This window comes from Arthrobacter sp. zg-Y1110, assembly GCF_025244865.1.
Lineage (GTDB): Bacteria > Actinomycetota > Actinomycetes > Actinomycetales > Micrococcaceae > Arthrobacter_B.
This window is the reverse complement of sequence record NZ_CP104272.1, coordinates 2,088,510-2,107,882: the sequence shown is the minus strand read 5'-3', so window position 1 is coordinate 2,107,882 and position 19,373 is coordinate 2,088,510. Positions and strand designations below refer to the sequence as shown.

The following is a 19,373-nucleotide window of genomic DNA, read 5'->3' as shown; positions in this document are numbered from 1 at the left end:
TCCTCCGAGGCGACCGTGACGCTTTGTGGACGACATTGTAAGGATTCCCGTTATGCGGCTGTGGAGTGTCCGCCTGACGACACTGAACTACGCAGTCCTAATACTGTTTACCTCGGTATGCCTCCGTATGGGCCGATCGCTCGAGCTTTGTCTCGCCTGTGATTTGAGCACGGAGGGCACGAACCTGTTTATCGGCGGATTCCCGCATGATGTCCGCCAAGACTGTGACGTTGCTCAGATTAACCTCCATGGGCCAGGAACCATCGGGATTCGCCACCGCCGGAGGCTGGCGAAAGTCCTGCAGCGCAGGAGCTGAGGAGACGAACCTTGCAGTGTCATGGGCGTTGTTAACCAGCCGAGTCAACGCTGCCTCCACCACAGCAATCGACAGTGTCTTGTCGGCATCTGCCCAAGCGTCGAACCGACGATCCAGAGACGGGTGCCCTGCCCATTTGTTGCGGAGGTGGCGAACGTACTTCAACGGCATGTAATGATCACAGTTGATGTCAGTTTGTAGCTTGCCTAGCTGATCCAGCTCGGCAGCGGACGCGTTGGCGTCGGTCAAATGCCGCTCCATGCGTCGATGGGCTGTGGGCAATGACGCTGTCCGAGTGTTCTCGGGGTCCTTGCCTCCGAGTCCGCCGTCGTTGAGCGCGGCGATGTCGAGCACCGCCATCCGCATCAACCGGTTGTTGATGTGCTCGATCGCCTGACCAACCCGATCGTCGTCTTCCGGCAGATCACTGAAGTACTGTCTGGATCGTTTTGCCAGGTAGAAGCTTTGGACGGCTTGGATCACTGTCGTGCCCAAAAGCGCCGACATCTGCGTCCATGGAGTCTCCGCATCCGCGCTGATTCTCACCGCGATATGTGTGGCTGGGTCACCAGCAAATGTCGGTAGGACTGAATCTTCATAATCGGATTCGAACGGCGGTAGCTTCATGACTCAATCAAACCAGAGAGCATCCCGGACCAAGCACTCTGTTGTCCTTAGGCAAGTTCAAGCGCTGATACATCGAAGAAACCCCTCAGTGGGGTGTGGTTTCGACCAACAGAATCTAAGCGCCTATGACGCGTGTCTCTGCCGTGGGAGCTGCGGCATTGGGGTACAACGATGCAGAACAGCTCGAATCGTGTTGTTTTAGGGTCCCTCAGTGCGACGTGCTGCCACCGCTTCCCCTCCGGGGACATCGCCATGTCGATGCTGGCACCGAGGAATTTGCATATACCCCGCCCACAAAAATGCCCGGTGAAGGTGACGCAAACGCCACGGCTGGGCGGATGGGCAATTACATGTCAGTGCTGCTGCACAGACGTGCACGAATACGATCGTATTCGTGCAGGGGGGGGCGAGCCCTGGTCCGGTCGTGTGAATCGCACTCCCGTGCGACGAGCCGGTGAGGACTAGTAGGGGGACACGCTTAGAGGGCAATCAGACCAAACCCTGAAGCATACACATACAGTTTTCTCATGCTTGAAATCCGCCCAAACTGTGAATGCTGCAATCGGGATCTCGCTCCGTCTGATGAGACTTACATTTGCACGTTCGAATGCACTTGGTGCCCAACCTGTGTAGACCGCTTTCAAGATCGTGCATGCCCCAACTGTGGCGGAAACCTTCAACCGCGCCCCATCCGCCCCGCGTGGTGGCTGGAGGAAAACCCCCCAAGCACCATGAGGGTCGTCTCTCCGGACTGCCAAAAACAACTCGCCGCCAGATAGCAGGGCACAGCACGGATTAATCAATTGGTGGCACAAAGACGATCGTGACGCCGAAGCTATCTGCTTCGCAGCGCCGGCACTTGCTTGAGCTGCACGACAAAGGCGAGCACACCCAGGCCGAACGCGCTGAACTATTCTCAGTCTCTCGAACGACGATCTACGGCGAAGTGCGGCGACGAGCAATCGCGGTCATGCCGCAGCCCCGTCAATAGAATTGGTTGGACCCGCAGTGCGTTGACAGGTTGGGACCACGGCCGTTTTTGTAAGGGGAAGAATCGTCAGTATGAACGCGCCGACGATCGCCGCAATTCCACCTACGGTCAGAGCGTAGGTCGCACCGGCGCCGTCGACGAGGACTCCGCCGACGCTCGCTCCGACGGCGATCGCGATATTGCAGACCGTCACGATGAGCCCGCCGATTTGTTCAAGCCGTGTCGGTGCAGTCCTGGCGCCCCAGCTGAGCACTGCGGTCGGGAGTCCGCCGAAACCAAACCCCCAGAGTGCGGCGGCGATGAAGAGGCCCGTGATTGATCCGCCGGCGAGGAGCATAACAAGCATTCCGAGCCCCAATACCGCGGGGAAGAGGACCACGGCGGCCCGAAGCGCACGGTCGGCCAGGGGGCCGCTGAGAACGGTGCCCAGGACGCTGGCGGCTCCGAACACGAGCAGCAGCACGGCCAGACCGCCGGCATCGATTCCGGACACGGTTTCTGCCGCCGGGCGGATATACGTGAATCCGCCGAAGTGGCCGCCGAAGGCCAGCAGGACCGCAACCAATCCCACTACGACCACTCCGGAGCCAAGGGTCGATCCGAGGGCGCGGAGCCCGCTCACTCCTGTAGGTCTGATGGCCGGCAGTGTGGCCGCCTGCACGAGCAGGGCCAGAGCTGCGACGACTGCGGCGATGAAAAAGACGGCCCGCCATCCCCAGATTTCCCCGAGCCAGGCGCCGAGAGGTGCGGCAACGATGGTTGCAACCGCTACACCGGCGTTGATGACGGTCAGCGCGCGGCCGAGATGGTCGGCGGGCACCAGGTGCGCGGCCATGGCGGTGGCCATTGCCCAGAAGCCGCCAAGGGCAACGCCGAGCAGGAGCCGCGCCGACAGAAGAACGAAAAGGCCGGGTGCCAGGGCAACGAGGATGTTGGAGAGGATGGCCAAGGCGGTAAGACCGATCATGACCCGCCGGCGATCGGTGCGGGGGAGGACCACGGCGATAAAGAGGGCCGAGAAAACAGCAGCGACGGCGGTCATTGTCACGCTTTGTCCTGCAGCACCGACCGATACGTCCAGGGTTCCGGCGATACGCGGAAGGAGGCTCGCGGGCAAGAACTCAGACATAACGATCGCGAAGATTCCAAGGCCGAGCGAGACAACACCGCCCCAGGAGGCTGTCTGGCCTGCTTTGGTGAGGTGTAAGGGGGTGGCGGTCATTGTGGTGATCCTTCTCCTAGAAGTGCAGCTCGCCGTTTTCGTCCCGGAGGGTTCCGGTTGGGCCCTCCGAGCCGTGGGTGGCGAGGCGCACAACGACTCGTGCGCTTTCTTCCGGTGGCCTCCCGATTCCGAAACGGGCCGCCATTTCCGTGGCAGTGGTGCCGGGTTCGAGTGCGTTGAACTTGATGCCGGGGTGGGACTTGGCGTACTGCACGGTGAGCATGGTCGCCGCCGTCTTGGATGCCGAGTAGAGGGCAAGCGGCAGGTCGAACTCCGGTCGATCGGGGTTGGTTACCGCCCAGAAGGACCCGGCGCTGCTCGAGATGGTGACCACATGGGCGTTGGCGGATTTGCGCAGCAGGGGGAGTGCCGCCTGCGTGACGCGGACAATGCCTACGGCATTGGTATCGAAGGCCCGGAGGGCGGAAGGGCCGTCCATCTCCGTTTCCAGGATGCCTGCGTTGTGCACCAGGACATCGAGCCGCCCCTCGGAGGCATCAATGCTCGCGAGTGCGCTGCTGACTGAGGCGTCGTCCGTTACGTCGAGCTGCACGAATCGAGCGCCCAGCTCTGCTGCGGCTTTCTCACCCCGCTCGGCATCACGGGCACCTATGTAAACGACATGCCCCAACTCCAGCAGTTGCCTGGCTGTTTCGAATCCGATGCCCTTGTTCGCCCCGGTGATTAATGTGATGGTCAATTTTCTGTCCTCTCGGTAGGCTCAGCTCCAGCTGAGCCACTGCAACGCTACGAATGCCTGCTTTCACCGGCCAGAGCCCTGTCCAGCCGGGGGAGTGACAGGACCCCCTCTGCCGCTGTCCCAACCGCCCTGCCAGGTCCTAGGCTGGCTCCCATGAGTAAGACATCGAACGCCCTTGGCGACTACCTGCGGGCCAGGCGTGAGCTGGTAACACCGAAGCAGGCCGGCATCCCGGACATGGGTGTGCGGCGCGTGCCCGGACTGCGGCGCGAGGAAGTGGCCATGCTCGCCGGCATCAGCGCCGATTACTACCTGCGGTTGGAGCGCGGGCGGGACCGGCACCCCTCCGTCCAGGTCCTCGAGTCCATCGCCCGCGTGCTCCAACTTGACGACGACCACCTCGCGTACCTGCTCACGCTGGTAGCGGACGTTCCCCGGCAGCGCGTTCGCCGGCCGTCCAAGGAAACCGTTCCCGCTGGTGCACTCAAGCTGCTGGATTCGCTCGCCCAGCCTGCCTTCATCGAGGGGCGGTACTTCGACATCCTGGCCGCGAACAGCCTGGCGAAAGCGCTCTCACCGCGTCTTGACCTCGGGGGGAACCAGCTGAGGGACATGTTCCTCGACCAGGCCGAGCAGGCCCTTTATCCGGAGTGGGAAGTGGTGACGGAGTGCTTCATTGCGAACCTTCGGCAGTCCGTGGGCAAGGATGTCGACAATCCCCGTTTCATTGAACTCGTCGGAGAGCTTTCGCTGGCGAGCCCCTACTTCCGCCGAATGTGGGCACGGCATGAAGTGCGCGCGCAGAGAGGCACGCCGATGCGGCTCAACCACCCGCAGGTCGGGGAAATGACCCTCAACCGGGAGCGGCTGGGCATCAACGGAGCGGACGGACTGATGCTTGTCATTTACCACCCCGACGCCGGCTCGGACAATGCTGAGAAACTTGCGCTCCTTGCCTCCGCGGCGTCCTCAACGAACACGAGCCAGCAACATCCGCAAACCAGCGCCGGGTCAACCAGGGAGTAATACCGTGACTACTATCGGCATCCTCGGCGCGGGCCAGGCCGGAACAACGCTTGCCCGGGTGGCAACAGCGGCAGGCTACGACGTCGTGATCGCGAATTCGCGGGGACCGGAAACCTTGCAGCGGCAGGTCAAGGACTTGGGGCCGCGGGCACGCGCCGCCTACGCGGCAGAGGCTGCGGCTGCCGCTGACTTCGCCGTCACCGCGTTCCCGTACGCGCCCGGTGACCGGCTGCCGGTACAGGAACTCGCAGGAAAAGTCGTGATCGATAACAACAATTACATGGTCTGGCGCGACGGGAACTTCCCCGACGTCGACTCCGGGCTCAAGACTATTCATGAGTTACGTCAGGAACAGCTGCCCACCTCGAAGGTCGTCAAGGCGTTCAATCACGTCCAGTTCCATGAGCGCTTCCACCTCCGTGTTCCCAGCGACGCGCTGCCGGCCATCATGCGGCTGGCGCGACCGGCCGGAGCACCTGACCGTAAGGCGCTGGTCGTCTCCAGCGACTATCCGGAGGCCGTCGAACTGGTGACGCGGTTCTATGACGATCTCGGATTCGACGCAGTTGATAACAGTCCGCTGAGCGAATCCTGGCGCAGCAGCCCCGGTACGCCGATGTGGCGCCACCACGTCGATGGACAAAGCCGCGCGGAACTCATCCGCAATCTGCAGCGCGCTCAACGGTCCGTCATCTCAGTCCAGGCAGCGGCTCAGGCGAAGGGGCCCATGCCTGCGTAAAAAGCTTCGGGAGGCAGGCTCAGCTGGTCCTTGACGGCTTGCGTGTCTGCATCCAGAAACTCGTGCGACCCCTTCACCAGGGCATCGAGCACATCGGAGATGATCACGCGGGGATCGTTCTTGGGAATGTCCCAGCCCTTCATCATGTCGGTATCGGTGGAAGAGAGGTGCACGCCCATGACATGTGTGCCCTGGTCGGCAAGCTCCAGGCGCGTGCTGTTGGTGAGCTGCCATTCGGCGGCCTTCGCGGCAGCGTAGGCACCGTTTCCCGGATACGAGCGGAAGGACAGCAGGGACATCACATTCATGATGGTGCCGCCCCCGTTGGAAGCGAGGACCGGCGCGAAGGCACGTGTCATGTCCAGGGTGCCCCAGAAATGGGTGTCCATTTCTGCCCGGATACGGCCGACGTCCCCGGTCAGCAGATTCGTGGCCGTGGCGATGCCCGCGTTGTTGATCAGCAGGTTCACATCCGCGGCCGCGGCGGCCGCCGCCTCGACGGTCGCCGGGTCGGTGATGTCCACGACGAGGGCTTCGACCTGGCCGGGCGCTCCCAACTGCTCAAGGAGGCTGACCTTCCCGGGCTGACGGGTTGTCGCGTAGATCTTCCGTGCACCCCGCTCAACCAGCTGGGCCACGAACTCCCGCCCCAGCCCCCTGTTCGCTCCGGTTACCAGTGCAACTGTCTCAGTCATGTTCATGGCGCTGACGTGACCCCCTGAATGATGAGTCCGACGCCTGCGGCCAGCAGGCCGACGCCTAGCACAGCCGCTCCAATCCAGAGAACCATAATGGCCCGGTTGGGCCGTGTGGGATCGCGGCCGATGACGGAGACGAAAAAACCGGCGGGCATCAGGATTGCAGCCACGAGGACGCCGAGGGAAATCGTGGCGAACGGCTCGGGCACGCCGTTTGCCTGCACGATCACCATGATCAGGAGGCCGAGGATGATGAGCACTCCCGCGTGAGCGTGGCCGGCACGGAAGAAGCTCTTTTGGAGGTCGTTCGCCGGGAATCGTCCGGTTACCGCTGTAAAGACGAACCGGCCACCGTATGCGACGCCGATGACGGTGAGGAGAACGATGCCTGCGATGACCTGGTGGGTGCTGTCGAGCATGATGTCCTCTCCTGGTACGGGTCAGCCGTCTCGCCGCATCCGAGCCACTTCGGCCTCAATACGGCGATCCGAGATGGCGGGACGGCCTGCGTAGACGGGGATCCCCGCAATGATTGCGACGACAAGAGTTCCCAAGATCGGCCAGGCCGGCCAGAAGTAGCCGTCCGGCGTCGTGAAGTACCAGATAGCGACCTGAAGGACCGCGAGCAGCAGCCAGAGACCGACCACCCCCTTGTAAACGGTCTTCGCGATGACGCGCCGGCGGGCAAGTTCGTACGATTCATTAGGCGTTGACATGGTGTTGCCTTCCCTTTTGATGCGGCGTTGGGGCAACAACGCTACGAGTCCCGGTAATCAGCGGCCAGTGCCCTGCACAGCCGGGGGTTTGACAGGACCCCTCAGTGGCAGGCTGCGGTTGGCGGACCCCCCCGATGGTCGGCCCGCGGACGACCAGGACAAAGCACTGGATTTGCACACGCGGGTGCTGGGATTCGAACAGCGGCAGGATGCGCGGCGTGGCGCGCTGGCTGAGGTGGGTATGCCGGGCTTTAGAAGCGGAACAGGGAGTTGATTTCCTGTTTGATGTCGTCGACGTAGACCTCGGTGCGCTCATCGAAGAACGAGACCCGGTCCTTCAACTGCGCCGAATCGGGCAGCACCGATTCATACGACCAGGCCAGGTCCGCGCCCGCCGGATGCCCGGTCACCGACCAGTAGTTCGCCGTCCCCTTGTACGGACAGACGGACCGGAAGGTCGATGCGTTGAGGACATCCCAGTCCACGTCTCCGCGCGGAAAGTAGGTCCGCGGCGGAAGCATGGTTTCGTAGACGAGCAGCGGCTGGCGGGTCTCTGCCAGCAGCTGTCCGTCCAGATGCACCCGCACCGCACGCGAGGAATCCCGGGCGTCCACCCGGTGGAAGGGATCCCGGGGGTGCCCCTCGACCACCTGGTCTTCCTCCAGCCACCGGTCAAACGCGTTGAAGTCCAGCAGCACATACCCGCCGAGATCCGCATCATCCGGTCGGAACCCGGCTCCGGACAGCTCGTGCGATCCAGCGCGCAGGTCGAGTGGCTGGCCGGGGGCCGTGTGCGCGGAGAACGGATAGCGCGGGTCCATCAGGGCATCCGGGGGCACCTCGGCCAGCGGGTCGCCGTCGGGCTCCGATGCAGCAGTCACCTCTGCCGCAATGTCCTCGGCGGGCACTGCGTAGATGGGGGTGACCCGCCGCGGCTCGTAGGCCAGCACGGCGTCGGTGGAGTCCACCACGGTGTTGCCGCCGAGCTGTGCACGGATACGCCGCGGCGTGGGCTCGTAGCGCAGCTGGGGCAGGAACTTCCAGAATGCGGGGCTGATCTGCAGTGCCATGGAACAAGTCTCCGGCGGGCCGCCAGCCGAAACAAGGGCCTGCGGATTCAGCCGCTTCGAAGGTCTTAGTCGTGAAAATACATAAACACCCAGTGCCCGCCGAGATCGGCCTGCAACTCCTCCACAAAACGTCGTGGAAGGTCGTACGGATCCACCGCGGTACGCCAATCCTGGCCGATCGGGACATGCCAGTCCCGGTCGATGATGACGGCAAACGAGGCGACAACCAGGGAGGTGCTGAGCTCCCAGCGCCCCCAGGGGGCGTGCCACGAGCAGCGGGGACAGGTCAGGTCAGGTTCCTGACCCGAGTCCAACCACCCCTGGATCATCCTGGAAACCACGTCGATGTCCAGTTCTTCGTCGCATTGCCGGCACTTCGGTCCGGCCGTGCTGTCGCCCAGGAAATAGACGTTAAGACCTGGAATGAAGGTGAAGACAAAGTACGGCCGGTGGGGATCCAGTTGCCCTATGAGGCGGGGGCCGGGTCCGTCGGACACCTCCTGGCTGTGCCGATCGTCGTAGACCTGTGGGTCGGGGGCGCTCCAACCGTTGTCCCGGAACCATTTCCGTACCTCGTGCATGCGCGCTTCGGCGCCTGCGTCGTCCACGGACAAATCCAGCAGCTGCGCACGAGTATCCCCCATGCGCTGACCCTACTACGGGATGGCTTTTCTGTCCCGACCCGCTGCACACGGTGGGGTGTGCTGCAGGAAACGCTCTTCCGTACCGGGGCCTGACGATTCGGACTGCAAGGATCCTAGCTGTGATAGTGCATGAGCACCCATCGCCCGCCGAGGTCGGCCTGCAACTGCGACTTAAGGTGCTGGGCAAATGCCTGTTGGTCCGGGGTGTGGGAGTCCTGGTGGATGATGACGGCAAACGAGGAAACCACCAGTGACCAGCTGAGGTCCCAGTTTCCCCAGGGCGCGTGCCATGAACAGCGGGGACAGGTGAGGTCCGGTTCCTCGTGCGAGTCCAGCCATTCCTGGACCATTCCCGCGACGTCGTCGATGTCCGTGGCTTCACCGCATTTGCGGCACTCCGGGCCCCCCGTGCTGTCGCCATGGAGATAGAGATCGCGGCCGGGAATGAAGGTGAAGACAAAATCCGGCGAGCGAGGGTCCAGTTGCTCCGTCAGGCGGGGGCCCGGACCGTCGGACACATGCTCGCTGTAGAGGTAGTCGTAGTTGTGGGGCGCGGGTGCGCTCCAACCGCTGGCCCGGAGCCATGAACGCACCTCGTGCATCCGCGCTTCGGCGCCTGCGTCGTCCGCGGACAAATCCAGCAGCATCTCGCGGTGATCCCCCATGCGCATACCCTAACCCGGACGGTCAAGGCATGCGCATGGCAGATCGCGGCGGGTCCTAGTGCCCCCGGTCGATCCATTCCTGCAGGTGCGGACCTTCGGCGGCGATCGACGTCGAGTCCCCGTGCCCGGTGAGCACCTTCGTCTCGGCCGGCAGCGTCAGCAGCCGTTCCCGGATGGACGCGATGATGGTCGGGAAGTCGCTGTAGGAACGGCCGGTGGCGCCGGGACCGCCGTTAAACAGCGTGTCGCCGCTGAACACCACGGGCTCCGGAACGTCTTCGCCGGCGGCCAGCGAGAAGCAGACCGATCCGGGGGAGTGCCCCGGCGTGTGCAGGGCGCGCAGCGTGTGGCCGGCAATCTCGAACGTGTCGCCGTCCTCGATCACATCGTCCGGTCCCTCGTCGGGGAACACGGCGTCCCACAGCATCCGGTCTGCGGCGTGCAGGAACACCGGGGCGCTGAAGCGGTCCCGTGCCTTGCCGACGGCACGGATGTGGTCGTCATGCCCGTGGGTGAGCAGGATGGCCATGACCTCCCGGTCGCCCACGGCTTCGGCGATCGCGTTGATGTTGTGGGCGGGGTCGATGACGATCACCTGGGCGTCGTCGCCGACAATCCAGACGTTGTTGTCCACGTCCCAGGTGCCGCCGTCCAGGGAGAAGGTTCCCGAGGTGACCACGTTGTCGATGCGGAACATTACAGTTCCACCACCGAACGCAGGACCTTGCCGTCATGCATCTTGGTGAAGGCTTCCTCGATGTCGCCCAGGCCGATGCGCTCGGTGACGAAGGCATCCAGGTCCAGCCGGCCGAGCTTGTACTGCTCCACCAGCATGGGGAAGTCCCGGGAGGGCAGGCAGTCGCCGTACCAGGAGGACTTCAGGGAGCCGCCGCGGCCGAACACGTCCGCCAGCGGCAGTTCGATCGTCATCTCCGGGTTCGGCACACCCACCAGCACCACGCGGCCGGCGAGGTCGCGCGCGTAGAAGGCCTGCTTATAGGTTTCCGGGCGTCCCACCGCGTCAATCACGACGTCGGCGCCGAAGCCGCCGGTGAGGGCGCGGATGGCTTCCACCGGATCTTCGTCCTTGGAGTTGATGCCGTGCGTGGCGCCCTGGGCCATGGCCAGTTCGACCTTGGCGGAGTCGATGTCCACGGCGATGATGGTGGTGGCTCCGGCCAGTTTCGCGCCGGCGACGGCGGCAATGCCCACGCCGCCGCAGCCGATGACGGCCACGGATTCCCCGCGCTGCACGGCGCCGGTGTTGATGGCGGCACCGATGCCGGCCATAACGCCGCAGCCGAGCAGGCCCACCGCTGCGGCGTCGACGTCCTCGTCCACCTTGGTGCACTGGCCGGCGGCCACGAGGGTCTTCTCCGCGAACGCGCCGATGCCCAGCGCGGGCGTCAGCTCGGTGCCGTCCTCCAGGGTCATCTTCTGCGTGGCGTTGGCGGTGTTGAAGCAGTACTGCGGCTCGCCCTTGCGGCAGGCGCGGCATTCGCCGCAGACAGCGCGCCAGTTCAGCACCACACGGTCCCCGGGGGCTACCTCGGTAACGTCGGGACCGACGGCGGACACGACGCCGGTGGCTTCGTGTCCGAGCAGGAACGGATAGTCATCATTGATGGCGCCCTGCTTGTAGTGCAGGTCGGTATGGCAGACGCCGCAGGTGAGGATGTCCACCAGCGCTTCGCCGGGCCCGGGGTCCGGAACCAGGATGGTCTCCAGGGAGACGGGGGCGTTCTTTTCCTTGACGACTACGGCCTGAACCTTATGAACCATGAGTGTGCTGCCTCTTTCGATGTCCGGGCGGGAAGCCTGAGTCCAGCATCCCGCTTCCCATCCTATGGACCCGGAGCGCCGGGGGCGAAGCCGGAATTGCCCTTCCGCTCCCGGCTCAACCGCCAGGACCTGCCGCCGGGCCGGGCACCGTCCTAGCATGGAAGGCAGGAACGGGTCCGGAGTCTGCCAGCCGCCAACACCAGGAAGTGCCCATGCTAGGAACCCTGTTGTACGGAGAACGGGATGTCCGGGTGGAGGATGTCCCCCGGCCGGTACTCCAGGAATCCACTGACGCCATCCTGAGGGTGGTGGCGGCCTGCGTCTGCGGATCGGACCTGTGGCCGTACCGGGGCATCGACCCGGTGCGCCGCCCCCGCCCGATGGGGCATGAATACGTGGGCGTAGTCGAAGAAACCGGGGCAGCGGTTTCCCTGATCCGGCCGGGCCAGTTTGTGGTGGGCTCCTTCTTCGCCTCCGACAACACCTGCGAAATCTGCGCCGCGGGTTATCAGAGCCGGTGTGTCCATGCCGTGGGCGTCGGCGGAGCGCAGGCCGAGTATGTACGGGTTCCCCTCGCGGACGGCACGCTCGTGGCGACGGCGGAACCGCCGGAAGCGGACGTGGTCCCGTCGCTGCTCGCCGCTTCGGACGTGCTCGGTACCGGCTGGTTCGGGGCGGCTGCTGCCGAAGCCGGCCCCGGCAAGACGGTTGCGGTGGTGGGCGACGGCGCGGTGGGCCTCCTGGCCGTGCTGGCCGCCCGGCAGATGGGCGCCGAACGGATCATCGCCATGAGCGGCCACCCGGACCGGCAGGAACTGGCCCGGGAGTTCGGAGCCACGGACATTGTCCAGGAACGCGGCGACGACGGCGTGGCAGCGGTGCGCCAGCTGACCGGCGGGCTGGGCGCCCAGAGCGTGGTGGAGGCAGTGGGGACGCAGGCTTCGATGCTGCAGGGCATCGGCTGCACCCGCCCCGGCGGGCATATGGGCTACGTGGGGGTGCCGCACGGCGTGCAGCTGCCCGGCGAACAGCTCTTTTTCGCTGAGGTTCACCTGCTGGGCGGCCCGGCTCCGGTGCGCCGGTTCCTGCCCGAACTCATGGGGCTGATCCTGCAGCGGAAAATCGACCCGGGGAAGGTCTTTACCCTGGAGCTGCCGCTGGGTGAGGCCCCGGAAGCCTACCGGGCCATGGACGAACGGCGGACCATAAAGGCACTGCTGCGTCCCTGACTCACCGCCCGGCAGGTTCCCACCCGCGGCGCTAGAAGTCCACGAAGGTTCCGGTCGGAACGGTGCCGCTGAAGTCCGTTGCGGGACCGAAGCGTCCGTCCAGCCCGCATTCCTGCTGCGACCCGGAAAACGACATCAGGTTGAACCCGTATGTCACATCCTGTGCCTGGCCCGCCGGCAAGGTCAGCTGGATTATCGACTGCCCGGCACGCCAGGTGGCGGTTTCGAACGCCAGCGGGCTGACCTCGGTCCGCACAGCGGGAAGGATTGCACTGAGCGGCACCGGCCCCTTGGTAGACGCCTGGCTGGTGACGGAACGTTCACTGGTGAGCGCGACAGGTGCAGTGACCGTGGAACTGTTCGTGAGCGTTGCCGTGCCGGCTGCTTCCCGGCCCGCGGAGGACCGCGTGAACGTAGTTGCCGTGGACCCGGGTTCGCATTCGGCGACGGACGCTGAGGCCGGTGCCGCGAAAACCGCGGAACCGGCGATCAGTCCGGCTGTCGATAGGAGGACGGCGGCCCGTGTCATCGTGGTCTTCATCTCGCTCCTTCGTGTCCCGGTAATACCCGTTCCCTCTGGAAGAGCCCCCACACTACTACTCAGTAACCGAGAGTCAAGCACGCCGTTCCGCCGTCCACCGGGCCCGAGGGGCCCTATCCGCTAGAGGCCGAGGCGGGACTTCACCTCGGAAGCGGAAGGGTTTGTGGCCGCGGAACCGTCCGGGAAAATCACGGTCGGGACGGTCTGGTTGCCGCCGTTGAGCGAGGCCACCAGCTCCGCAGTCCCTTCCACGTCCTCGATGTTTACCTCGGTGTAACCGATGCCCTGGGCATCCAGCTGCGACTTCAGCCGCCGGCAGTATCCGCACCAGGAGGTGGAGAACATGGTGATGGTTCCGGTTGCGGGGGTGAAAGCTTCAGCAGTGGCAGCCACGATGGTTGCTCCTCTTCGTCGAAATGGATTGTTGCCTCATCCAACACTATTCCGGCCGGCGGCATTCCCGGTGGCAGACTGGAGGCATGTGCGGAAGATACGTTATGGCCCGCTCCGTGGGGGACCTCGTGGCCGAGGCTGAAGCGGAGGCGGACGCCCGTCTGGAACTGCGGGCGTCCTGGAACGTAGCCCCGACGTCGGACGTCCCCGTTGTCCTCGAACGGTTCGTGGACGTGCCGGGCCGGGGACGGACGCAGGTGCGCCAGATCCACGTTGCCCGGTGGGGCCTGGTTCCGGGGTGGGCGGGGGATGCATCCGTAGGCGTCCGTGCGTTTAATGCCCGCAGCGAGACCGTCCTGGAAAAGCCGACGTTCCGTGAGGCGGTTCTTTCGCGCCGCTGTGCGGTGCCGGTGGACGGTTACTACGAATGGAAGGCCGGCCCCGGCAAGGAACGCCGTCCGTTCCACGTTTCCCGGGCCGACGGCGCCCCGATCTACTTTGCCGGCCTGTATGAGTGGTGGCGGGATCCGGCCAAAGCCGAAGGCGACCCGGAGAAGTGGCTGCTCTCGACGTCGATCCTCACCGTCGCCGCGCCCCCGGCGGAGAGCGCCGAACCCGCGCTGCGCGAACTGGCCGGCCTGCACGACCGGCTGCCGTTGCCGCTGTCCCCGGACGCCATGGCTGCCTGGCTGGACCCGGCGCGGCGCGATGCGGCCACGCTGGTAGCCCTGGCCACGGCGCAGGCCTACGCGACGGCGGCGGACTGGGTACTGTCCGAAGCCCATCCTGCCGTGGGCAACGTGCGCAACGACGGCGAGTACCTGTTGCATCCGGATCCGGCGGAGACGGTGCAGACGGAGGACGTGCTGTTCTAGCGGGAACTCAGTCGGAGATCACCGCGAGGGTGACCCGGCCGGCGTCGTCCACCCTGAGGCCGGGGTTGAAGCAGACTTCCCAGCGCAGCCCGTCGGGGTCCGTGAAGTAGCCGGAATAGCCGCCCCAGCTCATCTGGGTTCCGGGGGCGGTGATGATCCCGCCGGCGCCGGCGGCGTTGGCCAGCACGGCGTCTACCTCTGCGGCCGAGTCCACGTTGTGCCCGAGGGTGACCGGGGCGTTGTGGAGCTCGCCGACCGCGCCGGCTTCCGCCGCCAGATGGTCGGCCCGGAAAAAGGCCAGAAGCAGCCCATGGTTGATCTGGAAGAAGATCACCTCGTCGGGGACGTACTGCACTGTTTCCCAGCCGAGCCGCGAAACGTAGAACGCGTAAGTTACTTCGAGGTCCCGTACGCCTACGGTGACCACGGAAACGTGGGGATTCACGCCTATGATCCTGCCATGAATGCGCCGGACGGCCATTACCCGGGTAGCGGAGGCCCGGCGCGGTGCCTGCGGCCCGGGAATGGTTACTCTTTAAGGCATGGAAGCAGCTGAGCACAAATCCGTTTCGGGACAGCTCGATAATGTCCGGACAGCCATTGACGAAATCGATGAGGAAATTGTCGCGCTGATCTGGCGGCGGCAGCGGCTGGTCCGGCTCGCCGGGGGACTGAAGGACAACGACGACGCCGTCCGCTCGCCCAAGCGCATGGAGGAAGTCATTGCCCATGTCCGCCATGCGGCCCAGGAGCAGGACGGCGACTGCAATGTGGTGGAACGCACGTACACGGCCATGATCGAGGCCTTCATCGACTACGAGCTGAAGGTCCGCCACGAGATGGAGACCCAGCGCAAGCTGGACGCCTTCAGCCGCAGCTAGGAAACCGGTCGCCCGTCCCGGCCGGGTTGTCTCCCTGGACCGGAAACATGTCGGGTATGTTGTGGCCCATGGCACAAACCGTGGGGGAACTGTTCCCGAAGACCGACCGGGTCCATGCCTGGCTGTCCCTGGAATGGGGATCGCGGAAGGAGACTCCGGTACAGGTCGCCGAACGGATCCTGCTGACGCTTCCCTTGTTCCGCAGCCGGTTCCCGGATCCCGATGCGCGATGGCAGATGTCCGTGAAAACCCTCTTCGGGCCCGGACCTAAATGGGTCGACGTCCCGGACGCGCCGGAAGCGCTGGGTGCGCTGATTCAAAGTCCCCGCCAGCGCGATGTTCCCGACTCGCATGTGGACACCGGAACCCTCAAGGCAGAATTCTCATTGACCGGTTCCGGCGATCCGGACAACGGACTGTTTCAGTTCGATATCTCTGCCGGCCGCAGTAATGTCTGGGGAACCCCGGCAAACAGCATCTCCCTGCGGCCGCCGGCAGAATTCATTATTGGCCCACCGGAGGAGGCCCACAGCTGGTTCGGCGGACTGGCCCGGATCTGGCAGCCGGAAACCGCCTGCCTTTTTACCCCGGACACCATGCACGCCTGCAGGGAGATGGAGAAGCGGTTGGGCAGGGGGAACCGCTCGATTGACGCCCCGTCCGTCGGCTATCTGAACTGGTTCTCACGGACCGGGTACGGCAGGGTTCCCTTCCCCCTGGATGCAGTAATCCGGGAGGATCCGGACGGGACCCTGATAGCCGTCAAGGACTGGACCGCCGCTGCGGTGGCCGATCTGTATGCGGAGCTGGAAACCATGGGAATGCTTCACACGATGCCTGCTTTCCAGGTCCTGGATGCGCCGGCCGGCGGAGACGGGTCCTGAATCGGGTAGGTTGTGCCGCATGACACTCACCGTGGCCGACCTGTTTCCGGAGGATAAGGCTGTCCGTGTTCGGCTGGAGTGGGGAGCCAGAAGGGAATCGGCGGAGCAGGTGGCCGCCCGGATCCTGCCGATGCTGGACCTGTTCCGGGGCCGGTTTGATGCTGCGGAGAGTGAGTGGCACGGCCGGGCACTCGTGTTCAGGGACGCTGCGGACTTTACCGACCCGTCCGCACTGGGCCGGGCAATTGCAAGCAATCGGGAGCGCGACGCTCCTGATTCGCCGTTTTCCACCGGCACCAGCAAGACGCAGTTCCGGCTTTACGCAGACAAAGATGCCAAGGAACCGCTGTTCTCCCTGGACGTTACCGCCGGCAGGAACCTCGGCCCGGGGCCCAACGAAATCTCCCTGCTACTGCCGGCGGGCTTCACCATCGGCACCCCCGATGAAGCCTCCGCCTGGTTCCGGAAGCTGGTCCGCATCTGGGAGCCGGAAACGGGGAGCCTTACCAGCTGGGAAGTTTATGACACGGTCAGCGAGCGCCGGGCCCGGCTGGGGTTGCCGGGGCACACCTCCTACCGGGAACCCGCCGTCGGATACCTCAACTGGTTCTCGCGGACGGCCTACGGGCGGCTGCCCTTCCCCGTTGCGGGTGCCGCCGTGCAGAACTACCCGGACGGAACGCTCATCACGGTGAGGGACTGGCATACCGCGGCTGTGGCGGACTTGTATGCGGACCTGCAGGTCATGGGGATGATGCACGACATGCCGCCGGTCCAGGTGCTGTCACCGCCGGTCAGGGACGGCCGGGAACCGGACACAGATGTGAAGGAGAACCATGGGGGAAACTGATCCGACGCCGGAGATGAACCTCTGGCGTCCCGTGGCGGCGGCGCTCGCAGACCGCCGGCGCCTGCACCTGTACGCCCGTGCCGTGCTGGCGGCCGACGACGGCGCACGCCTGGATCCGGAGGGCCTCACCTCTGCAGAGGCCAAGTCATTGGCGGTGCTGCAGAACGCCGGCCTGGTCCGCGTCGGCGAGCGCGGGGTGGAACCGGTACCGTCCGTCTTCGCTGATCTGCTGGCCGCCGGCGTGCCTACCCCTGACACGTCGGCCCGCCGCTTCCTGGTCAACGGCAGGCTCGAGGCCTACCCGCGCAAGCGTTCCGACCGGCTGGAGCTGCTGCATTTCCTGGCCGGGGAGGTCTTTGAACATGCCCGGCCGCCGGAGCCGGGGCTGCGGCCGGTGCTGTCGGAGAAGGAACTCACCACCCGGCTGACGGCCTTCACCGCAGACCCCGCTGCCATCCGCCGCTATCTGGTGGATGAAGGCATTGTGGCCCGGGATGCCGCCGGCACCCAGTACTGGCTCACCCGCCCCCGTCCGGCCGAAGGAATGGAATTTGCCTAGTTCCCCGGATACGGCCAGCCTCCCTGCAGTCGACGCGCGGGTTCTTCGCCCCGTGGAGGGGCTGGTGAACTTCCGCGACTTGGGCGGCCGACGACGGCGCGACGGCACGCTCACGCCGCACGGGGTCTTCTTCCGCTCCGAAACGGTGGACCTGATCCGCCCCCGCGGCTGGGACACCCTGCATGCGCTGGGAGTGCGTACCGTCGTCGACCTCCGGCAGCCGCCCGAACGCGCACGGGACACCGCCGCCCGCCCGGACTGGCTCACCACGGTTCCCGTGGACCTGGACGGGCTGGCGGAAAATCCGGAGTTCTGGGAGGGGTACTGGAACAACGGACTGATGGGCACGCCGCTGTACTACCTGCCGCACCTCACCCGGCTGCCGGACCGGATGGGCGCCGTACTGCAGGCGCTCGCCGATGCCCCGCCCGGCGGGGTGCTCTTCCACTGCATGGCGGGCCGGGACCGGACGGGAATGACCGCAATGGTCCTGCTCGCGGGAGTGGACGCGGAGCCGGAGGAGATCCGGGAGGATTACTTCGAAACCGTCCGCAACGCGGATGCCTTCGCAGCAGCAACGGGACGGCCCAATCCGGAGGCAGAGAGCGAAAGACTGTGCGCCGGGCAGGGAACCAGCATGGACGGTGCCTTCCGCGCGGCGGTGGACGGCTTTTCGCTGGACCGGCTCTTTGACGACGCCGGGCTGCCGGAGGCAGTCCGCACCGGCATCCGCACCTGGCGGGGAGCAGTTCCCTCCACGCCTTAATGCTGCTCTGCTACTCCGACGTTCCCGCTTCGAGGATCGACACGATTGAGAAGAGCGTAAAGCAGACAGCCCCGAGTCCAACCAGCACGTGCGCGGGGACAAAGAACGCCGGGTCTGTGCCTGCGGCTTCAAAGAGGAACGCGGCGAAGAACAGGCAGCTGAGCGCTGTTCCGATGGGCATCAGCGGGATGCGGTTGGCCAGGGCAAACGTGCGACGCCAGACGAGGGCTAGCAACAGCACCTTCGACAGGATGCTGAAACAGATCAGCCCGAGGCCGATCAGCACGCATCCCGGGGCCAGCCGGTAGGGTTCGTCTGAACTGAACAGCACGAATAGTCCGAGCAGCACGTTGATCGTGCCCGCGGCAGCGACGAGCCAGGGCCAGGCGGAACGCTCGCCGTCGCTGAATTCGTTGCGCACCTGGCGCACGATGCTCGCGACCAGGGCGATCAGCGCCGTGCAGATCGCCGACAGGCCGATCAGGACGTGGCCGGCAACGAATCCGGGCGTATCCCCGCGCACCAACAGGCCGATCGCAAGGGAGAAACCGACGACGGCGGCTCCAACCGGAACTGCGAGCAGCCCGGCGCCGACGGCGCGGGAGTGGGCACCTTCCGGCGGGCCGCCCTGGGGCTCGAGTAACTGGGCTGACTGGATGAGAGTGAATTTCGTGGACGCGGCCGCGACGGTGCTGACGCACGCGGCGACGAAGCCGATGCCGATCACAACGAAGCCCGCCGTGAGGTTCTCCGCGGTGTTGTCCCGGTTGGCCAGAAGGATGCCCCAGATGACGGCGGCGGCAGCAGCCACGTAGCCGGAGAGCGGCAGGATGATCCCCCATACGCGCCCATAGCGGTTGATGAGCTGCCGAATGATGGTGGCCGCCGTGGTGAACAGTGCATAACAGATGGCGGTCAGCCCGACGTTGACATGTCCGGCGACAAAGTGATCGGCATCGTTCCGCCCGGACAGGATGTAGAGGCCATAGGACAGACAGACAGCGCCCATCAGAAGCGGTATGGCGCGGAAAATGACGCTTATTGTACGGTTCATGGCGTACCCCGAAGGTGATCCCGTGCGGCTTCGACATCATGGCCGGTCCGCTTTCAGTGCCAGTGTGCGCCTGTCCTACCCGTGGAACAACGCCGAGGCAGGGAGCCGTTCCTTAGAGTAGGTAACTTCAACGCCCTCCACCACG

General features: G+C 65.1%; 25 protein-coding genes. 10 read left to right on the top strand and 15 right to left on the bottom strand.

Going from position 1 to position 19,373, the window contains the following annotated elements:
- Nucleotides 1–97 precede the first annotated feature (97 nt).
- Nucleotides 98–862, bottom strand: coding sequence for a hypothetical protein (locus N2K99_RS09745; RefSeq protein WP_227933646.1), 765 nt, complete (start codon nt 860–862; stop codon nt 98–100).
- A 608-nt stretch (nt 863–1,470) separates the two neighbouring features.
- On the opposite strand from N2K99_RS09745, the gene N2K99_RS09740 reads away from it, so the two are divergent.
- Nucleotides 1,471–1,722: a DUF1272 domain-containing protein gene (locus tag N2K99_RS09740; protein ID WP_227933645.1), complete on the top strand. Its 252-nt coding sequence runs from the start codon at nt 1,471–1,473 to the stop codon at nt 1,720–1,722.
- A gap of 189 nt (nt 1,723–1,911) precedes the next feature.
- Here N2K99_RS09740 and N2K99_RS09735 read toward each other — a convergent pair whose 3' ends face one another.
- Entirely contained in the window at nt 1,912–3,156 is a 1,245-nt protein-coding gene (locus N2K99_RS09735; RefSeq protein ID WP_227933644.1) for an MFS transporter, read from the bottom strand.
- A gap of 16 nt (nt 3,157–3,172) precedes the next feature.
- Complete coding sequence (locus N2K99_RS09730; protein WP_227933643.1) at nt 3,173–3,856, bottom strand: SDR family NAD(P)-dependent oxidoreductase; 684 nt, start codon at nt 3,854–3,856, stop codon at nt 3,173–3,175.
- A 153-nt stretch (nt 3,857–4,009) separates the two neighbouring features.
- Between N2K99_RS09730 and N2K99_RS09725 the strand changes: the two genes are divergently transcribed.
- Together N2K99_RS09725 and N2K99_RS09720 are read left to right on the top strand one after the other, a co-directional pair.
- Entirely contained in the window at nt 4,010–4,882 is an 873-nt protein-coding gene (locus tag N2K99_RS09725) for a helix-turn-helix domain-containing protein (protein ID WP_227933642.1), read from the top strand.
- Nucleotides 4,883–4,886: 4 nt separating this feature from the next.
- Nucleotides 4,887–5,621 carry an NADPH-dependent F420 reductase gene (locus N2K99_RS09720; protein ID WP_227933641.1) on the top strand — a complete coding sequence of 245 codons (735 nt, stop codon included), beginning with the start codon at nt 4,887–4,889 and terminating at the stop codon, nt 5,619–5,621.
- On the opposite strand, the gene N2K99_RS09715 is transcribed toward N2K99_RS09720, so the two are convergent.
- The 8 genes from N2K99_RS09715 to N2K99_RS09680 all read right to left on the bottom strand — a co-directional run bounded on the left by N2K99_RS09715 (nt 5,594) and on the right by N2K99_RS09680 (nt 11,196).
- A complete protein-coding gene (locus N2K99_RS09715) occupies nt 5,594–6,316 on the bottom strand; it encodes an SDR family oxidoreductase (RefSeq protein WP_227933640.1) in 723 nt (240 codons plus the stop codon). The two genes, N2K99_RS09720 and N2K99_RS09715, sit on opposite strands and share 28 nt — an antisense overlap.
- A 2-nt stretch (nt 6,317–6,318) precedes the next feature.
- A complete protein-coding gene (locus N2K99_RS09710) occupies nt 6,319–6,738 on the bottom strand; it encodes a hypothetical protein (protein WP_227933639.1) in 420 nt (139 codons plus the stop codon).
- Between the two features lie 21 nt (nt 6,739–6,759).
- The gene (locus tag N2K99_RS09705; protein WP_227933638.1) at nt 6,760–7,035 is read right to left on the bottom strand and encodes a hypothetical protein; all 276 of its coding nucleotides are present in this window, start codon (nt 7,033–7,035) and stop codon (nt 6,760–6,762) included.
- Between the two features lie 251 nt (nt 7,036–7,286).
- Entirely contained in the window at nt 7,287–8,105 is an 819-nt protein-coding gene (locus N2K99_RS09700; RefSeq protein WP_227933637.1) for a DUF427 domain-containing protein, read from the bottom strand.
- Nucleotides 8,106–8,170: 65 nt separating this feature from the next.
- Nucleotides 8,171–8,749, bottom strand: a complete 579-nt coding sequence (locus N2K99_RS09695; RefSeq protein WP_227933636.1) for a hypothetical protein — start codon at nt 8,747–8,749, stop codon at nt 8,171–8,173.
- A gap of 113 nt (nt 8,750–8,862) precedes the next feature.
- Nucleotides 8,863–9,414, bottom strand: coding sequence for a hypothetical protein (locus N2K99_RS09690; RefSeq protein WP_227933635.1), 552 nt, complete (start codon nt 9,412–9,414; stop codon nt 8,863–8,865).
- 55 nt (nt 9,415–9,469) lie between these two features.
- Nucleotides 9,470–10,111: an MBL fold metallo-hydrolase gene (locus tag N2K99_RS09685; RefSeq protein WP_227933634.1), complete on the bottom strand. Its 642-nt coding sequence runs from the start codon at nt 10,109–10,111 to the stop codon at nt 9,470–9,472.
- Entirely contained in the window at nt 10,111–11,196 is a 1,086-nt protein-coding gene (locus tag N2K99_RS09680; RefSeq protein ID WP_227933633.1) for an S-(hydroxymethyl)mycothiol dehydrogenase, read from the bottom strand. Before N2K99_RS09680 ends, N2K99_RS09685 begins: the two co-directional genes overlap by 1 nt.
- A gap of 212 nt (nt 11,197–11,408) precedes the next feature.
- Here N2K99_RS09680 and N2K99_RS09675 point away from each other — a divergent pair, with 212 nt between their 5' ends.
- The gene (locus N2K99_RS09675; protein ID WP_227933632.1) at nt 11,409–12,425 is read left to right on the top strand and encodes a zinc-dependent alcohol dehydrogenase family protein; all 1,017 of its coding nucleotides are present in this window, start codon (nt 11,409–11,411) and stop codon (nt 12,423–12,425) included.
- Between the two features lie 31 nt (nt 12,426–12,456).
- Here the strand turns inward: N2K99_RS09675 and N2K99_RS09670 are convergent, their stop codons facing one another.
- Both N2K99_RS09670 and N2K99_RS09665 read right to left on the bottom strand, forming a co-directional pair.
- The gene (locus tag N2K99_RS09670) at nt 12,457–12,966 is read right to left on the bottom strand and encodes a hypothetical protein (RefSeq protein ID WP_227933631.1); all 510 of its coding nucleotides are present in this window, start codon (nt 12,964–12,966) and stop codon (nt 12,457–12,459) included.
- A gap of 120 nt (nt 12,967–13,086) precedes the next feature.
- Nucleotides 13,087–13,311 carry a mycoredoxin gene (locus tag N2K99_RS09665; RefSeq protein WP_227933722.1) on the bottom strand — a complete coding sequence of 75 codons (225 nt, stop codon included), beginning with the start codon at nt 13,309–13,311 and terminating at the stop codon, nt 13,087–13,089.
- Nucleotides 13,312–13,445: 134 nt separating this feature from the next.
- Here N2K99_RS09665 and N2K99_RS09660 point away from each other — a divergent pair, with 134 nt between their 5' ends.
- Nucleotides 13,446–14,234 carry an SOS response-associated peptidase gene (locus N2K99_RS09660; RefSeq protein ID WP_227933630.1) on the top strand — a complete coding sequence of 263 codons (789 nt, stop codon included), beginning with the start codon at nt 13,446–13,448 and terminating at the stop codon, nt 14,232–14,234.
- 7 nt (nt 14,235–14,241) lie between these two features.
- On the opposite strand, the gene N2K99_RS09655 is transcribed toward N2K99_RS09660, so the two are convergent.
- Complete coding sequence (locus N2K99_RS09655; RefSeq protein WP_227933629.1) at nt 14,242–14,679, bottom strand: VOC family protein; 438 nt, start codon at nt 14,677–14,679, stop codon at nt 14,242–14,244.
- 97 nt (nt 14,680–14,776) lie between these two features.
- Between N2K99_RS09655 and N2K99_RS09650 the strand changes: the two genes are divergently transcribed.
- The 5 genes from N2K99_RS09650 (at nt 14,777) to N2K99_RS09630 (ending at nt 18,174) form a co-directional block, all read left to right on the top strand.
- Nucleotides 14,777–15,115: a chorismate mutase gene (locus tag N2K99_RS09650; protein ID WP_227933628.1), complete on the top strand. Its 339-nt coding sequence runs from the start codon at nt 14,777–14,779 to the stop codon at nt 15,113–15,115.
- 68 nt (nt 15,116–15,183) lie between these two features.
- Complete coding sequence (locus N2K99_RS09645) at nt 15,184–15,999, top strand: hypothetical protein (protein WP_227933627.1); 816 nt, start codon at nt 15,184–15,186, stop codon at nt 15,997–15,999.
- 19 nt (nt 16,000–16,018) lie between these two features.
- Nucleotides 16,019–16,849: a hypothetical protein gene (locus tag N2K99_RS09640; protein WP_227933626.1), complete on the top strand. Its 831-nt coding sequence runs from the start codon at nt 16,019–16,021 to the stop codon at nt 16,847–16,849.
- On the top strand, nt 16,836–17,408 hold the full coding sequence (locus tag N2K99_RS09635) for a DUF2087 domain-containing protein (protein ID WP_227933625.1): 573 nt from the start codon (nt 16,836–16,838) through the stop codon (nt 17,406–17,408). Before N2K99_RS09640 ends, N2K99_RS09635 begins: the two co-directional genes overlap by 14 nt.
- Nucleotides 17,401–18,174, top strand: coding sequence for a tyrosine-protein phosphatase (locus N2K99_RS09630; protein WP_227933624.1), 774 nt, complete (start codon nt 17,401–17,403; stop codon nt 18,172–18,174). The genes N2K99_RS09635 and N2K99_RS09630 overlap by 8 nt, the downstream gene beginning before the upstream one ends.
- Before the next feature lie 10 nt (nt 18,175–18,184).
- Here N2K99_RS09630 and N2K99_RS09625 read toward each other — a convergent pair whose 3' ends face one another.
- Entirely contained in the window at nt 18,185–19,228 is a 1,044-nt protein-coding gene (locus tag N2K99_RS09625; protein ID WP_227921242.1) for a DUF2776 family protein, read from the bottom strand.
- Between the last annotated feature and the right edge of the window lie 145 nt (nt 19,229–19,373).

Excerpts from the sequence above, each read along its gene's own strand:
- N2K99_RS09660 (WP_227933630.1), top strand. The coding sequence starts at position 13,446 with ATGTGCGGAAGATACGTTATGGCCCGCTCCGTGGGGGACCTCGTGGCC.
- N2K99_RS09705 (WP_227933638.1), bottom strand. The coding sequence starts at position 7,035 with ATGTCAACGCCTAATGAATCGTACGAACTTGCCCGCCGGCGCGTCATC.
- N2K99_RS09680 (WP_227933633.1), bottom strand. The coding sequence starts at position 11,196 with ATGGTTCATAAGGTTCAGGCCGTAGTCGTCAAGGAAAAGAACGCCCCC.
- N2K99_RS09690 (WP_227933635.1), bottom strand. The coding sequence starts at position 9,414 with ATGGGGGATCACCGCGAGATGCTGCTGGATTTGTCCGCGGACGACGCA.
- N2K99_RS09665 (WP_227933722.1), bottom strand. The coding sequence starts at position 13,311 with ATGTTCTCCACCTCCTGGTGCGGATACTGCCGGCGGCTGAAGTCGCAG.
- N2K99_RS09645 (WP_227933627.1), top strand. The coding sequence starts at position 15,184 with ATGGCACAAACCGTGGGGGAACTGTTCCCGAAGACCGACCGGGTCCAT.
- N2K99_RS09715 (WP_227933640.1), bottom strand. The coding sequence starts at position 6,316 with ATGACTGAGACAGTTGCACTGGTAACCGGAGCGAACAGGGGGCTGGGG.
- N2K99_RS09735 (WP_227933644.1), bottom strand. The coding sequence starts at position 3,156 with ATGACCGCCACCCCCTTACACCTCACCAAAGCAGGCCAGACAGCCTCC.
- N2K99_RS09675 (WP_227933632.1), top strand. The coding sequence starts at position 11,409 with ATGCTAGGAACCCTGTTGTACGGAGAACGGGATGTCCGGGTGGAGGAT.
- N2K99_RS09685 (WP_227933634.1), bottom strand. The coding sequence starts at position 10,111 with ATGTTCCGCATCGACAACGTGGTCACCTCGGGAACCTTCTCCCTGGAC.
- N2K99_RS09650 (WP_227933628.1), top strand. The coding sequence starts at position 14,777 with ATGGAAGCAGCTGAGCACAAATCCGTTTCGGGACAGCTCGATAATGTC.
- N2K99_RS09725 (WP_227933642.1), top strand. The coding sequence starts at position 4,010 with ATGAGTAAGACATCGAACGCCCTTGGCGACTACCTGCGGGCCAGGCGT.
- N2K99_RS09700 (WP_227933637.1), bottom strand. The coding sequence starts at position 8,105 with ATGGCACTGCAGATCAGCCCCGCATTCTGGAAGTTCCTGCCCCAGCTG.
- N2K99_RS09625 (WP_227921242.1), bottom strand. The coding sequence starts at position 19,228 with ATGAACCGTACAATAAGCGTCATTTTCCGCGCCATACCGCTTCTGATG.
- N2K99_RS09710 (WP_227933639.1), bottom strand. The coding sequence starts at position 6,738 with ATGCTCGACAGCACCCACCAGGTCATCGCAGGCATCGTTCTCCTCACC.
- N2K99_RS09640 (WP_227933626.1), top strand. The coding sequence starts at position 16,019 with ATGACACTCACCGTGGCCGACCTGTTTCCGGAGGATAAGGCTGTCCGT.
- N2K99_RS09635 (WP_227933625.1), top strand. The coding sequence starts at position 16,836 with ATGGGGGAAACTGATCCGACGCCGGAGATGAACCTCTGGCGTCCCGTG.
- N2K99_RS09740 (WP_227933645.1), top strand. The coding sequence starts at position 1,471 with ATGCTTGAAATCCGCCCAAACTGTGAATGCTGCAATCGGGATCTCGCT.
- N2K99_RS09670 (WP_227933631.1), bottom strand. The coding sequence starts at position 12,966 with ATGAAGACCACGATGACACGGGCCGCCGTCCTCCTATCGACAGCCGGA.
- N2K99_RS09695 (WP_227933636.1), bottom strand. The coding sequence starts at position 8,749 with ATGGGGGATACTCGTGCGCAGCTGCTGGATTTGTCCGTGGACGACGCA.